This window comes from Lutibacter sp. TH_r2 (assembly GCF_033101135.1).
Taxonomy (GTDB): domain Bacteria; phylum Bacteroidota; class Bacteroidia; order Flavobacteriales; family Flavobacteriaceae; genus Lutibacter.
Map to the genome: position 1 here is coordinate 384,923 of NZ_JAWMPV010000002.1, position 15,190 is coordinate 400,112.

General features: G+C 26.2%; 14 protein-coding genes. 13 read left to right on the forward strand and 1 reads right to left on the reverse strand.

All coding sequences use genetic code 11. From position 1 onward, the window contains the following. Positions 1-38 precede the first annotated feature (38 nt). Complete coding sequence (mnmE, locus tag R3X25_RS09085; RefSeq protein WP_317674045.1) at positions 39-1,424, reverse strand: tRNA uridine-5-carboxymethylaminomethyl(34) synthesis GTPase MnmE; 1,386 nt, start codon at positions 1,422-1,424, stop codon at positions 39-41. A 903-nt stretch (positions 1,425-2,327) separates the two neighbouring features. Here mnmE and R3X25_RS09090 point away from each other — a divergent pair. The 13 genes from R3X25_RS09090 to R3X25_RS09150 all read left to right on the forward strand — a co-directional run bounded on the left by R3X25_RS09090 (position 2,328) and on the right by R3X25_RS09150 (position 15,168). Further along, positions 2,328-3,173 carry an ABC transporter permease gene (locus tag R3X25_RS09090; protein WP_317674047.1) on the forward strand — a complete coding sequence of 282 codons (846 nt, stop codon included), beginning with the start codon at positions 2,328-2,330 and terminating at the stop codon, positions 3,171-3,173. A gap of 73 nt (positions 3,174-3,246) precedes the next feature. Next, on the forward strand, positions 3,247-4,467 hold the full coding sequence (locus R3X25_RS09095; RefSeq protein WP_317674049.1) for an ABC transporter ATP-binding protein: 1,221 nt from the start codon (positions 3,247-3,249) through the stop codon (positions 4,465-4,467). After that, the gene (locus R3X25_RS09100) at positions 4,460-5,734 is read left to right on the forward strand and encodes a methyltransferase domain-containing protein (protein WP_317674051.1); all 1,275 of its coding nucleotides are present in this window, start codon (positions 4,460-4,462) and stop codon (positions 5,732-5,734) included. Before R3X25_RS09095 ends, R3X25_RS09100 begins: the two co-directional genes overlap by 8 nt. Further along, positions 5,735-6,784 (forward strand): hypothetical protein, encoded by a 1,050-nt coding sequence (locus R3X25_RS09105; RefSeq protein ID WP_317674053.1) that lies wholly within the window; start codon positions 5,735-5,737, stop codon positions 6,782-6,784. Positions 6,785-6,789: 5 nt separating this feature from the next. Next, positions 6,790-7,743, forward strand: coding sequence for a glycosyltransferase (locus R3X25_RS09110; protein ID WP_317674055.1), 954 nt, complete (start codon positions 6,790-6,792; stop codon positions 7,741-7,743). A 2-nt stretch (positions 7,744-7,745) separates the two neighbouring features. Beyond that, on the forward strand, positions 7,746-8,600 hold the full coding sequence (locus tag R3X25_RS09115) for a glycosyltransferase family A protein (RefSeq protein WP_317674057.1): 855 nt from the start codon (positions 7,746-7,748) through the stop codon (positions 8,598-8,600). Between the two features lie 22 nt (positions 8,601-8,622). Next, positions 8,623-9,465 carry a DUF5672 family protein gene (locus tag R3X25_RS09120; RefSeq protein ID WP_317674059.1) on the forward strand — a complete coding sequence of 281 codons (843 nt, stop codon included), beginning with the start codon at positions 8,623-8,625 and terminating at the stop codon, positions 9,463-9,465. 83 nt (positions 9,466-9,548) lie between these two features. Further along, a complete protein-coding gene (locus R3X25_RS09125) occupies positions 9,549-10,442 on the forward strand; it encodes a glycosyltransferase family 2 protein (protein WP_317674061.1) in 894 nt (297 codons plus the stop codon). 22 nt (positions 10,443-10,464) lie between these two features. Beyond that, on the forward strand, positions 10,465-11,307 hold the full coding sequence (locus tag R3X25_RS09130; protein ID WP_317674063.1) for a glycosyltransferase family 2 protein: 843 nt from the start codon (positions 10,465-10,467) through the stop codon (positions 11,305-11,307). A 10-nt stretch (positions 11,308-11,317) separates the two neighbouring features. Further along, on the forward strand, positions 11,318-12,370 hold the full coding sequence (locus tag R3X25_RS09135; RefSeq protein ID WP_317674065.1) for a hypothetical protein: 1,053 nt from the start codon (positions 11,318-11,320) through the stop codon (positions 12,368-12,370). A 3-nt stretch (positions 12,371-12,373) separates the two neighbouring features. Next, positions 12,374-13,285 (forward strand): glycosyltransferase family 2 protein, encoded by a 912-nt coding sequence (locus R3X25_RS09140; RefSeq protein WP_317674067.1) that lies wholly within the window; start codon positions 12,374-12,376, stop codon positions 13,283-13,285. A gap of 16 nt (positions 13,286-13,301) precedes the next feature. Next, complete coding sequence (locus tag R3X25_RS09145) at positions 13,302-14,237, forward strand: glycosyltransferase family 2 protein (protein ID WP_317674069.1); 936 nt, start codon at positions 13,302-13,304, stop codon at positions 14,235-14,237. After that, positions 14,230-15,168 (forward strand): glycosyltransferase family 2 protein, encoded by a 939-nt coding sequence (locus tag R3X25_RS09150; RefSeq protein WP_317674071.1) that lies wholly within the window; start codon positions 14,230-14,232, stop codon positions 15,166-15,168. The genes R3X25_RS09145 and R3X25_RS09150 overlap by 8 nt, the downstream gene beginning before the upstream one ends. Positions 15,169-15,190 lie beyond the last annotated feature (22 nt).

Genomic DNA, 15,190 nt, shown 5'->3' on the forward strand with positions numbered 1-15,190 from the left:
TGTGTTTAGAGGTGGTTTTTTATGTGATTTTTTGTAATTTATTTACCGATACAAAAATTAGCAAAAATATTACCTAATAAATCTTCGGTAGTTACTTCACCGGTAATTTCACCTAAATGAAAGAGTGCTTGTCTAATATCTATAGCAAACAAATCTGTACTAACTTGAGCATCAATTCCTTTTTGAACTTCTTTTATAGCGTTATAGGCATTGTTTAAAGCTTCAAAATGACGAGAATTACTAACAATGGTTTCATTATTACTTAACGCTCCTTTGTTTGCTAATTGAGTGAGCGTTGTAGTTAGTTTATGAATTCCTGTTTTATGCTTTGCTGACAGAATTATTAGATTTGAAATTTGAGATTTGAGGTCTGAAATTTCTTTTTCAGAAAGTAAATCAGCTTTGTTTACAATGGTTAAAATCTTTTTAGAAGGGTATTTCGAAGTCAATTCTTTTATAGCAGTATCTAACTCATTTATTTTAGAAGCATCAATTAAATGCAGCACTAATTGTGCCTTTTCAATGTTTTCATACGTTTTTTTTATACCAATATTTTCAACAAAATCTTGAGTGTGTCTAATGCCAGCAGTATCAATAAATCGATATGCAACACCATCAATATTTATTTCATCTTCAATAGCATCTCTAGTAGTTCCTTCAATATGACTTACAATAGCTTTTTCTTCATTTAAAAGTGTATTTAACAGCGTTGATTTTCCAACATTTGGTTCTCCAACAATAGCAATAGGAATTCCGTTTTTTAGAACATTTCCTAATGCAAAAGAATCAATTAATCGTTTTAAAACACTACTAATTTTAGTAACTAAATTATTGAATTCAGTTCTATCTGCAAATTCAATATCTTCTTCAGCAAAATCAAGTTCAAGCTCAATTAAACTAGCAAAATTCAGTAATTGTTGACGTAAATTTTGAATTTCATTACTAAAGCCACCACGCATTTGTTGCATTGCAACCTGGTGAGAAGTTTCAGAATTAGAAGAAATTAAATCAGCCACAGCTTCCGCCTGACTTAAATCCATTTTACCATTTAAAAAGGCACGTAGGGTAAATTCACCAGCATCAGCATTACGAACACCTTTTTTAATAAATAATTGAATAATTTCTTGCTGAATATAAACCGAACCATGACAATTTATTTCAACTACATTTTCACCAGTGTACGAATTCGGGTTTTTAAAAACAGACACTAAAACTTCGTCAATAATACGCTTATCATCAACAATATTTCCTAAATGAATGGTATGCGATTTTACAGTATTCAAATCTTTGTTTCCAAATTTTGAATTGAAATTAGCATTTACAATTTCAATAGCTTTTTCCCCAGAAAGTCTAATAACAGCAATAGCTCCAACACCAGCAGATGTAGCTAACGCAATAATAGTATCGTTTTTAATTGAATTCATACTGCAAAAATAGGAAGAATAATTTGATAATAAGTTGTTTCTACCTTTTCGTAATTACGAGGTTTTGAAAAAACCGAAGTAATCTATTATTACAAAGAATAGGATATAACGTCACCTTCAGCTTGACTGGAGGTCTTTAGGTTTAAAAATGGAAGATTTCCTATCTAGTTGGAAATGACGAGAAAAAGAAAAATCGTTTTCCTGTCGTGCTTAACACGGAATCTTTTGGCTTGAAGCTCTAAATTTTGAGTTAAGTTACCTATAAAAACAACAACTGTCATTACGAGGTTTTGAAGAAATCGAAGTAATCTGTTATTACAAAGAACAGGATATAACGTCACCTTCAGCTTGACTGGAGGTCTTTAGGTTTAAAAATGGAAGATTTCCAATCAAGTTGGAAATGACGAGAAAAAGAAAAATTGCTTACCTATCTTGCTTGACACGGAACCTTTTGGATTGAAGCTCTCAATTTTAAGTTAAGTTACCTATAAAAACAACAACTGTCATTACGAGGTTTTGAAAAAACGAAGTAATAAGTTCATCGCAAAAAAGAGATTGCTTCATTTCCCTACGTTTCATTCGCAATGACGTTATTTACCTTTCGTCATTACGAGTCACAATAGCGACGAAGTAATCTGCTTGGTTGAAAGTGATAATTTTCAAAATTGTAAACATAAATGAAACTAGTCCACCAACAAATTTCAAAAGTCGGGCAACTTTTTCAAAAAGTCGGGCGACTTTTTTTATTTGTCGGGCAACTTTTAAAAGACTCTAAATAAACATGAGTGAATGCGTTAAAAAAACATTTTCAAATTCATGTACAAACAGCTATATTTACAGCTTAATAGTCAAAAAATAACCCCATTCAAAAATAATTGAAGACCAATTTGACTTTTTAGATGTATGAAACTAGAAACAAAAATTTACCAAAAAGAAAGTAATGTTCATATTGGAAAGCTGTTAAAAGAGAGCTTAAAAGATATCTATAATTCTCGTTTCTTATCTAAACAATTGGCCGTTAGAGATATAAAAGCGCAATATCGTCAAAGCTATTTAGGTATTATGTGGGCATTTATAACACCTTTAACCACTGCTTTTGTTTGGGTGTTTTTAAATCTTACAGGAACTATAAAATTAACAGATACTGGTATACCTTATCCTGTGTATGCTTTTTCAGGAACTTTATTGTGGTCTATTTTAAAAGAAGCAATCGATTCTCCTATGACTAGTACAATTGCAGCTAAAGGAATATTATCTAAAATTAACTTTCCAAAAGAAGCCTTGTTGGTATCTGGAATTTATAAATTATTGTTTAATAGCTTTGTAAAAATACTTTTGTTATTCATTTTTTTATGGGTATTTAAGGTAAGTTTCCATACCAGTTTATTGCTTTTTCCATTTGCATTTATAGGAACCATAGTATTTGGAACAACTATAGGTATTTTAATTACCCCAATAGGTATGTTGTATAACGATGTGAAAAAAGTAATTAATTTAGGGTTGGGTTTTTTAATGTATGCTACGCCAGTAGTTTATATGGTGCCTAAAAATGGTTTAATGAAAACAATTATGGAGTTAAATCCATTAACGCCAATTATTGCAACAACTAGAGATTTAATAGTTGGACAAACACCAATTTATACAACCTATTTTATAATTGTTTTAGTAGCTTGTATTCCATTACTATTGTTAGGATTGGTATTTTATAGAGTATCTATTCCTGTATTGGTGGAACGGATGAGTGCCTAAATAGATTTAAGAATGTTTGTTTATAGCTAGAAATCTAATAAAAGTGAATTAGAACAGGTGATAAAAATTTAAAATGAAAGAAAACGAAGTCTTGGTAAAAGTAGAAAACCTATCTAAAAAGTTTTGTAAAGACTTAAAGACAAGTTTATGGTATGGAGTAAAAGATTTATTTACCAATGTTCGTGGTAATTCTAAAGAAAGAACTTTACGTTCTCAAGAGTTTTGGGCATTAAAAAATATTAATTTTGAACTTCGTAGAGGCGAATGTTTAGGTTTAATTGGGCATAATGGCGCAGGTAAATCTACACTATTAAAAATACTAAACGGCTTAATAAATCCTGATGAAGGAAAAGTAACTATTAAAGGTAGAGTAGGAGCACTTATTGAGCTTGGAGCAGGTTTCAATCCAATACTTACAGGAAGAGAAAATATTTACAACAATGGGGCTGTTTTAGGTTTTACTAAAAAAGAAATTGACAGTAAAGTAGAAGAAATTATAGATTTTGCCGAAATACGTGAGTTTATTGAAATGCCTGTGCAAAATTATAGTAGTGGTATGAAAGTACGCTTGGGTTTTTCTGTAGCAGCTCAAATGGAGCCTGATGTATTAATAATAGATGAAGTGTTGGCTGTGGGTGATATAAATTTTCAACTAAAATGTTTTGATAGAATAGGAGAATTAAGAAAAAATGGAGTTGCAATTGTTTTAGTTTCTCATAATCTGCACCAAATAACAACGTTTTGTAATAGAGGTATTGCTATCAGTAAAGGAAATCAACTTTATTATGGTGAAGTAGAAAAAAGCATTGAGTATTATAAAGATTCGTTAGCTGATTTTAATTCTGAAAAAGAAATAGAAAAAGTAATTACTGGTAATAAAAACTTTATAATTAAAGATGTAAATTTTTCTCCTAAACTTATTAATTCTAATATAAATTTTAATAATGAAACAGAATTATCTATTAAAATTAAATATGAAACTAAAAATAAATTAAAAAATTTAGATGTAGATATAGTTTTAAGAGCTTCAATAATGAGTGGAATAGACTTTTTTCAAGCTAATAATAAAGTTAATAGCAGTGTAATTGATTTAAATGAGGGTGAAGGAGAATTAAGTATAACACTTAAAGATTTGCATATAAACGGTTTAAAAATGTACCTTTTTATAGCCATTTTCAATGAAAATAGAGAAGAATGCATTTTTTGGTGGAGAAATATACCCGTAAAATTTAATTATAAAAACTTTTATTCAGGTATAACAACTAATAAAATTGAATTTAGTATTGATGATTAAAAAAATAAAATATTTACTAATTGATATTCTTTTTTTACTAAAAAAAAGGAAAAAATTAATTAGACTAATTAAAAACGAGAGAGTTATTCCAAACAATATAATTATTGGTGAAAACTCAAAAATACATGAACTAGCAGTTCTAAAAAATCAAAATGGAGTGCTTAAGATTGGATGTGATTTTACGCTAGGTACAGGGGCAAATATTTTAACATATGGAGGCTTTATTGAAATAGGAGATAATTCTTTAATAAACAACTATTCTATAATTTACGGTAATGGAGGTGTTAAAATTGGAAGTTATACACAAATTGAAGCTAGTTGCACTTTAATTTCAGCAAACCATAATTTTTCATTTAAAAATATTCCAATTCAATATCAAGGTGAAAGTAGAAAAGGTATAAAAATAGGAGATAATGTTTGGATTGGAGCTAATTCTGTGATACTTGATGGAGTTAATATTGGAGATGGAAGTATAATTGGTGCAGGTAGTATTGTAACAAAATCTATACCTGAAAATTGTATAGCCTATGGAAACCCGGCAAAAGTTATAAAAAACAGAGTCGATTTTAATTTAGAGAAAGATCTAGATAAAATTAATTTATCAATAGTGAATTATATTTATGAAGAAGAAAAAGTAAAACATAAAATAACAATCGATAAAATTTTAAGTTTTAATCCTGATTTAGTGAAATTTATTGCGAAGGAGGAAAGAGCTTTTCCGGGAGATGAGAATTTTATGAAAACAGGTTATACACACACCATGTTAAAGAGATATTTTTTTGCAGGAAAAGTGTTTTGTGAAAATAAAAAGGTGTTAGATTCTTGTTGTGGAATTGGTTGGGGAAGTACAATATTAAGTAACTATAGTAAAACAGTTACCGCTTTTGATATTGAAAAAGAAGCGATTGATTTTAGTGGAAGTTTTTGGAATTTAAAAAATACAAATTTTATTATTGGAGATGCTTTAAATAATAGTTTTTTAAATGGTGAAAAATTTGATGTAGTAACTGCATTTGAAACAATTGAACATTTTACTAAAGAAAATGGAGAAAAATATATTTTTGAAATGTCAAAAGTTCTTAATAGTGGCGGAGTGTTAATTGGAACCTCTACTTTTCCAGACACCGATAGACAGGCAAAAGATTTAAGAATTACAAATCCATACCATTTACATATTTTTACGGAAACAGAACTTGAAAAAATTCTTGAAAAATATTTTAGTAATTATCATATTATAAATCAATGGATGTTTATAGCTATTAAATAAATGAGGTATTTTAACAAAATAAAAACAGAAAATGGTTTTAAATTTTCACAATATTCAAACCAAACAATTTTAAGTACATCATTTGTTGTATTGACTAAAAATTTACTTCGTGAAAATATTGAAAATAAAAATAAAATAATAGAGTATTTATTAAGCACTAGAAATAGTGAAGGGTATTTTATAGATGCTAATTATAAATATCACAAACACCCAGAACACAACTCAAGTTATGTAATACCACAATTTTCATTTTTTACATTATTAGCTTTAGATGTTTTAGGAGTGAAAAATATGGAACTTCCATTTTTAAATAATTTAAACACTAAATATGTAGATAACGAGCTTGAAAATTCATTAAAAAAGAATTTTTGGGCAACTTCAAATCAGCTCATGTTTTTTATGTATTTTATCACCTATAGTATAGCAAATTTAGATGTAGATAAAGAGGAATACAAAAGCTATATGGAAAGAATTTTTCAGTTTTTAAATGCAAATCAAAATATTGAAAATGGTTTTTGGGGAGATAATATAACTACAGAAAGTAATTATGCAAAAGCTTATGGTGCGGCACATATTTATTTATTTTATGATTATTACAATAAAGAAATACCTTATTCAAGTAAAATTATAGATCATTGTTTAAAAATGCATACAACAAATGGTTTAATTCAAACAAGTGAAGGTGGAGCTTGTGAAGATTATGATATTATTGAAATATATTTACGTTGTTTAAAACAAACTGATTATAGGAAAGATGAAGTTTTTGAAAAATTACATCTAATGAAACAAACACTTTTAAATGATAAAAAAAGAGATGGTAGTTTTTCCTATAGAATGTATCCGAAAGGTAAAATTCATAAATTTTTTGATAAGAATTTAGATAAGCAAAAATATAAATATAGTAGTTGGGACTATATGGAGACACCTATGTATTTAGCAGACTGTTGGGGAACGTTTTTTAGACATTTAGGTATTAAAATAATTGATAATATGTTGGAAGATAAAAATGATTTTAACTCTTCTAGCCTTCCAGGTTGGGGTTATATATAATTTAAATGAAAGAAAAAATATCGGTTTTAATGTCTGTTTACAATGCTGAAAAGTATTTAAAAACGTGTATTGATAGTGTTTTAAATCAATCCTATTCAAATTTTCTGTTTTATATTATAAATGATTGTAGTACTGATGGAAGTTTAGCTATTATAAATTCTTATTCTGATAAAAGAATTAGATTGATAGAAAATAATGAGAATATAGGTTTAACTAAATCATTAAATAAAGCTTTAAATATTATAGAAACAGAATTTATAGCCAGAATTGATGCAGATGATAGTTGTAAACTAAATAGATTAGCTACTCAATTAAACATATTTAATACTAGTAAAAAAAAATTAGCAATTGTGGGTTCATCAGCTTATTTAATTGATGAAAGAAATAATCAAATTGGAGAAATTAATGTTGAAGTTTCTAATTTAAAAGAAAAGCTATTTTTTAAAAATCAACTAATTCATTCCTCAATAATGATTAGAACAAACGTTCTTAAAGAATTTAAGTATAATGAACACATAAAATATGCTCAAGATTATAATTTATGGATAAGAATTGCACAAAAATATGATGTAACTAATAGTGACAAGAAATTAATAAGTTATCGAACACATAGTGAAAGTATAAGTTTACTGAAAAAAGAAGATCAAGATTACTGTGTGCTTCCTTCTATAGATTTTCAATTAGAATTATTAGGCTTTAAAAACAAAAAGAAAAGAGAAAAATTAACACAAATACATTTTAAATATTTTTTTCTTATGAATAAAGATCTAAAATTTAAAGAACGAATAGAAGTATTTGTTTTTTTGAAAAGAATCTTAATTCTTAATAAAAGAAAAAGAATTTTCAATACTTATTTTAATAGTGAAATTGCTAAATTAATTGCTAAAGAAAAAGAGAATTTAATTTTTAGGTTTAAAAAAAAAGGATCAAATATTTTAAAAAAAAAGAGAGTTAAATAATTATGAATCCATTAGTTTCAATAATAGTCCCTTGTTATAATCAAGCTCAATATTTGGATGAGGCTTTACAATCAGTTTTAAACCAAACCTATATAAATTGGGAATGCATAATTGTAAATGATGGTTCACCAGATAATACTGAACAAGTTTCTAGTAAGTGGTTAACCAAAGATAACCGATTTAAATATATTGAAATTAAAAATGGAGGTTTAAGTAACGCTAGAAATACTGGTATAAAAAGCGCTTTAGGTAGCTACATTTTACCGTTAGATGCAGACGATAAAATTGGTGAACAATATTTAGAATTAGCTTTAAAAGAATTTGAAAAAAACTTAAATTTAAAAGTGGTGTATTGTAAAGCCGAGATGTTTGGAGAAGAAAATGGAAAATGGTTATTAGGCGAATTTTCTTTAGAAAAATTAGTACGGTATAATATGATTTTCTGTTCTGCAGTTTTTAAAAAAAGTGATTGGGAAAAGGTGAACGGTTATGATGTTGCTATGATTTATGGATGGGAAGATTGGGAATTTTGGATTTCAATATTAAAAAATGATGGTGAAGTAAAATGTATAGATAAAACACTATTTTACTATAGAGTTAAATCAAAATCAATGGTTAAAGATTTAACAGATAAAAAGCAAAACTATTTATTTAATTATTTAAGTGTAAAACATGCAGATTTTTTTGTAAAAGAATATGGATCTTTCTTTGATTTTTCAAAAGCCCAAATTGAAATTTCAAACTTAAAAAAAGAAAAGCAAAAACTTAAAAGTAAAAAGTTTTTACTAAATCAATTATGTTATTTAACTTTTGGTTTTAGGTTATTTAAAGATAAAAAATTTGAAATAATTGAATAATTATTTTCAAGCAAAATCGATAATGATAAAAAAAGAAATTTGTATAGTTATTCCTATTTACAAGGAAACTTTAAATAAGTTTGAAATTATATCTATTTTACAATGTATTAAGGTATTATCAAATTACAATATTCATTTTGTTTGTTCCAAAAAACTAAATATTAAATTTTATAAAAGTAAATTTAAAGAAATAACAAATTATACCTTTTTTGAGGAAGAATATTTTGCGAATATTGAGGGATATAACAGCTTAATGCTTTCAGCCAATTTTTATAAAACATTTGAGAATTATTCTTATATGTTACTATACCAAACAGACTGTTATGTTATTAAAGATGAATTATTAGCATGGGCGAATAAAGGTTATGATTATATAGGAGGTGTTTGGTTTGAAAATTATAGAGGAAACCCTAATTTAGGCGCTAAAGAATGGTTTCCAGGAAATGGAGGGCTTTCTTTAAGAAATATTAAAACTGTTATAAAACTAGTGTCATCTAAAGCTCCTTTAAAAAATATGAAGCAGTTAAATGAAGAAAAGAATAAATTAAAGAATAAAGCTAATTTTAATATTTATAAATGGTTTTTTTCTTTTCCATTTAGATTAATGGGATATAAAAACAACTTAAATTATTTAGCACAAAATTACAAAGCCAATGAGGATGTTTTTTTTATGCAAGCAAGTTTGATTTATAAAAAAATAAAAACACCAAATGTAAACCAAGCTATTTTATTCTCTTGGGACAGACATCCAGCATTTTTGTATAATAAATACAAGAAGTTGCCTTTTGCTTGCCATGCTTGGTATAGATCTGAAATACCTTACGAAGGAAATAAAGAATTTTGGATGAGTGTAATAAAAAAATAGATGATTAGTGTTATTGTAAAACATTAAGTCTATAAATTGAAATACAAAACGAAAAACAATTGTTATAAGAGATAGTTAGAAATATGGATGCTAGCAAATTACCAAAAATATCAATAATAACTCCAAATTTTAATGGAGCTAAATATCTTGAGCAGACAATTTTATCAGTTCTAAATCAAAATTATCCTAATTTAGAGTATATAATTATTGATGGAGAAAGCACAGATGGTTCAGTTGAAATTATAAAAAAATATGAATCTAAACTATCGTATTGGGTTTCAGAACAAGACAGTGGTTTGTACCATGCTATTCAAAAAGGGTTTGATAAGTCAACAGGTGAAATTATGGCTTGGATAAATTCAGATGATATGTATGCAAAAGGAGGTTTTTCTATAGTTTCAGAAGTGTTTTTAAATTTTAACCAAGTAAATTGGTTAGTTGGAATACCATCGGCTTATGATGAAAAAGGAAGAACAATTAGAATAGATAATTTTAAAAGATGGTCTAAATTTAATTACTATACAAATGATTTTAAGTGGATTCAGCAAGAATCGGTTTTTTGGAGAAGATGTTTATGGGAAAAAGCAGGATCAAAAGTTAGCACCAACTTAAAATATGCAGGTGATTTTGAATTATGGTTAAGATTTTTTAGATACGAAAAACTATACACTCTTCAATCTTTATTAAGTGGATTTAGAATTAGATCAAGCAACCAGCTATCATTAGAATTTATGGACGATTATCTTAAAGAAGTTGATAACTTGTTACAGAATGAGGTAGCGTATAAAATATCTCAAAAAGATAAAAAAGTAGTAGAGAAAATTTTAAAGTATAAAAAAATAGGAGATAAAAGCCATCACCTAATAAGGTTCTTTACAAACTATAATTTAAAGCTAATAATAAAAAAACATTACAACTACCCTAAACTACTAGTATTTGATAGAATAAAGCAATGTTTTAAGTTCTCAAGTAACTAAACTGCAAAACAAAATAAGATTCATGAATAACTACCCAAAAATATCTATTGTAACACCTTCATACAATCAAGGAAAATTTATAGAGAAAACTATACAATCAGTTTTAGATCAAGATTATCCAAACTTTGAATATATAATTATAGATGGTGGTAGTACAGATGAAACCGTTGAAATAATTAAAAAATATCAGAATAAGTTACATTATTGGGTTAGTGAAAAAGACAATGGCCAAAGTGATGCTATAAACAAAGGTTTTTTAAAAGCAACGGGAGATATTTATTATTGGATTAATAGTGATGATTATTTATTACCAAACACATTTAAAACAATTGGCGAATATACATGGGGTAAAGAGATAGGTGCGGTAGTTGGAATTGGACATATTATTAATATTAATGATACTGTAGTTTATACACCAGAATATTACAATCCAATAACTACAAAATCTTTATTTAAATGGTCTAACAAGAAAGATTTTATGCAACCAGCCTGTTTTTTTACAAAGCAAGCTTGGGAGCAATGTGGTCCGTTAAATGAATCATTATTTTTTTGTATGGATGTAGATTTATGGATTAAAATATCAAAAACATTTAAGTTAGATAGAATAGAGCAAAGTTTTGCACACGCCTATACACATCCAACTGCAAAAACTACTGCAGAGGTTGATAAAATGAAATTAGAAACTTGTTTAATGGTAGCCAGTCATGGAGGTTTTGAAGAAGCGAAAGTAGAACTAGATAAATTTTATGAGAAAATAAGAACGGAAAAAATAAAATCTAATATGGTTTTAGAACATTTTAATTTTAAAAAACTATTAAAATTAACTCTAAAAAAAATATATTTAAATCTATTCAATAGAAATTAATTGTTTTTGAATGAATGTATTTGTTCCACATAAAAAAGATTTTAATACTTATTTTGATGAAATTATAAGTTATGCTTCCATAAATTATATATTTTCATCTTTAGAAAACTATTCAACAACCTATGAGATAGTAAATATTCAATTTCCAGAAGCCATTTTTAATTGGGAACAACCAACAAAAGAACAACTTATTGATTTTGAAAATAGAATTATTTATTGGAAAAAAAAATCTAAAATTGTTTTAACTCTTAATGATGTTGAATCTCATTACGATTCAGAAAATAAATTTAAGAGTTTATTTATACTAATTAGAAAATATGTAGATGGAGTAATTCATTTAGGGGAATATTCTTTAAATAATTATGCTCATCTGTTTTCTAAAAATTGTAAGCATAAAGTAATTTACCATCCATTGTATATAGGTCTAAAAAATGAGTGTGTAGAAAAAGATTTTCAGAAGGCTTTTAATGTTAACTTCACCAATAAGCTTGTAGTTACGGTTGTAGGAAATGTTAGATCATTAGAGGAACTGAAACTAATAATTAAAATTTTTAAAAAAATAAAAGCAAGAAATAAGATTTTAGTAGTTCCTAAAATGTATAATTATTTTAAAATACCAAAACATTTTCCATACAGATATAGAAATTTATATAAAACCATTAAAAGTTTACTTTTACTATATCCATTAAAAAGAAATCAATATTATTTTGGTTATAAATTTGTTGAAACCGGTTTACTAGTGAATTTAATTAATAAGTCATCATTAATAATAATACCAAGAAAAAGAAATTTAAATTCTGGAATCTTATATTTAGGGTTTACATTTGATAAGCCAATGGTGATACCCAGAATTGGAAATCTGACTGAAACGGCAGCATATTTTAATTTTCCATTGTTAGATTTTGAAAAAAATAACTATAAGAATGTACTTGATAAAGTAACAAGTACAGATTTTAAAAAAATATTTTTGACAAAAGATTATTTAAAAAAGAAAAATGAATTCCACCCAACAAAGATTTCAAAAGAATATGAACTTTTTTTTAAATCTTTAATTAAACTATAATAAATGTTAGTATCGGTTATTATACCATGTTACAATCAAGGTGAATTTTTAGACGCTGCATTAAAATCTGTTTCTAATCAAACGGTGTTAGATTGGGAATGTATTATTGTTGATGATGGAAGTACAGACAATACTAAAATTATTAGTCAAAAATGGGAGTCTAGAGATAAAAGATTTAAATACTTTTATAAAAAAAATGGAGGTGTAAGTAGTGCGAGAAATTTTGGTTTAGATAGAGCAAAAGGTGATTATATTCAATTTTTAGATTGTGATGATGTTTTAGATCATTTAAAGTTTGAACTTTCTTTGAAAGAATTTAATATGCCAGAGAATAAAGGAGTTAACATTGTAGTTTCAAATTTTAAAACGCTATCTGAAGATGGTACTAAAATACTTCCTCCTTTTTGTAATATAAAACAGGATTATTTTAATTTAGATAGTTTTTTATATGAATGGAATGTATCGTTTTCTATTCAAATTCAATGTGGATTTTTTAAAAATAGTCTTTTTGAAAATATACGATTTCCTGAAAAATTATCAGCTCAAGAAGATTGGGTAGTTTGGGTAAAACTTTTAAAAAAAAGTAATATAGTTAAATTTATAAATAGACCTTTGGCTTATTATAGAATGAATTCTAAAAGCAGAATGAAAACTTTAGGTATAGATGATAATAACACAAAAGTTCTTGAATATTTTAAAGAGGTTTTATCATATGAAGAATTTTATGAATTTAGCAATTCGTTGTTGAAAAGATACTATAATTCATCGGAGAAATATAAGAGAGTATTAATTGAAACAAAAAAATCAAACACTTTCCAAACAGGTTTAATGGTTAAAAAAGTATTAAATAAAATAGGGCTATTGAAAATAGGAAGGGTTATTTTTAAAGAAATTCTGAAGCTTAAATCAGAGTAATTAAAGTTTTTAAAAAATGTCAAATGTATCAGTAGTAATTCCAAGTTATAACCACGCAGCTTTTTTAGAAGAAAGACTAGTTTCAATTTTAAATCAAACTTTTAAAAATTTTGAAGTAATTATTATTGACGACTGTTCAACTGATAATAGTGTTAACATAATAAAGCAATTTATAACTAATAATCCAGCATTTAAGGTAAAACACTTTATTGTAAATGAAGTAAATTCTGGTTCAGGATATACTTCATGGCAAAAAGGTGTAGAATTAGCTGAAACACCATATGTTTGGATTGCTGAAACTGATGATTTTTCACATAAAGATTTTCTGAAAAAACAGGTTGAAATATTAGATAAGCATAAAAATACGTCACTCGTATTTTGTGGCAGTAATTATATGAACCAAAAAGGTGAATATTTGTATAATTCTACTAATAGAACACGAGATTTAAATGTACCTACTAATAGCTTTAAAATATTTGATTCAAAAATATTTATAGATAGAATGCCTTTTAGCACATATATAACCAATGGTAGCAGTGTTGTATTTAGAAAACCTAAACAAGCAATACCCAAAGAGTTATTTAGTTTTAAACAATCATCAGATCAATTTTTTTGGACTTTTTTAATTAAAAATAATTCATTTGCTTTTTTGAATAAAAACTTAAATTTTTTTAGAAGACATGATGGTTCAACAACAGTTAAAATTTCTAAAACAAGACAAAAACAAGTATATTTAGAAAAAATTAATTATATTAATTACTTCAAGTTACCAAGGAAGTATAAGGAGTTTATAAAACATTACATTAAGTATTTTGTACATGTAAATAGATTTCAGATGTTTAATAGTAGTTTAATTTTGAAAATTGAAAACGTAAAGAATTTAAGATTAAAATATTTTGAATTACTTTTCAAATTTTATATCGCTAAAATAATTAAAAGATTCAATGAATAAACCATTGGTAAGCATTATAATTCCAACATATAATCGTTCCAATTTAATAATTGAAACTTTAGAAAGTATATATGTGCAAACATATACTAATTGGGAATGCATTATTGTAGATGATGGATCAACAGACAATACAAATACCTTATTAGAAAATTATTGTAAGAAGGATAGCCGTTTTAAATTTTATGTTAGACCAAAAAAACGTAATAAAGGAGCTAATGCTTGTCGTAATTACGGATATGAAAAGAGTAAAGGGGATTTTATAAATTGGTTCGATAGTGATGATATTATGATGCCTTCAAAATTAGAACTTCAAGTAATACAATTATTAAAATCTCCTCTATATTTTACCGTTTGTCAAACTTTGGTTTTTGAAGAAAATAGGAAAAATATACTTGGTTTACGTAAAAAGAGTATTTATTCAAAGGATTTTTTTAATGACTTTATATCAAATGATATTAAATGGTTAACACAAGCACCGTTAATTAAAAGAAGTTTTCTTTTGAAGAATAATTTGAGCTTTGATGAAACTTTATCTCAATCGCAAGAAAGGGATTTTTTTATAAGAGTTTTAGATAAAGTTGATAATTATCTTTATGATGAAAGTCCTTTAGTCCTCTTTAGGAAGCATTCTGAAAGTATTTCACATAGTTCATTTACAAAGAGTAAATGTGATTCAAATTTTAGAGTAAATTTGAGAATATTAGTTAATCATAGAAGTAAGCTTTCTGAAAAATCAATTTTAACTTTGAAAAAAGCTTTGAAATCTTCTATTAAACAAAGTGTTTTAATGAAAGAACCAAAATTGACTACCAAATTTTTATTCATTATTTTTAAAAAAGTTAATGTTTTTTCTTTTTTTGACAGATTAAAGATATTAATAGGGATTTATTCAATTAGATATTTAAAAAAAGGAGAATTATTTTTTAGTTAAATAATAAGGTTTTTTAAGTAAT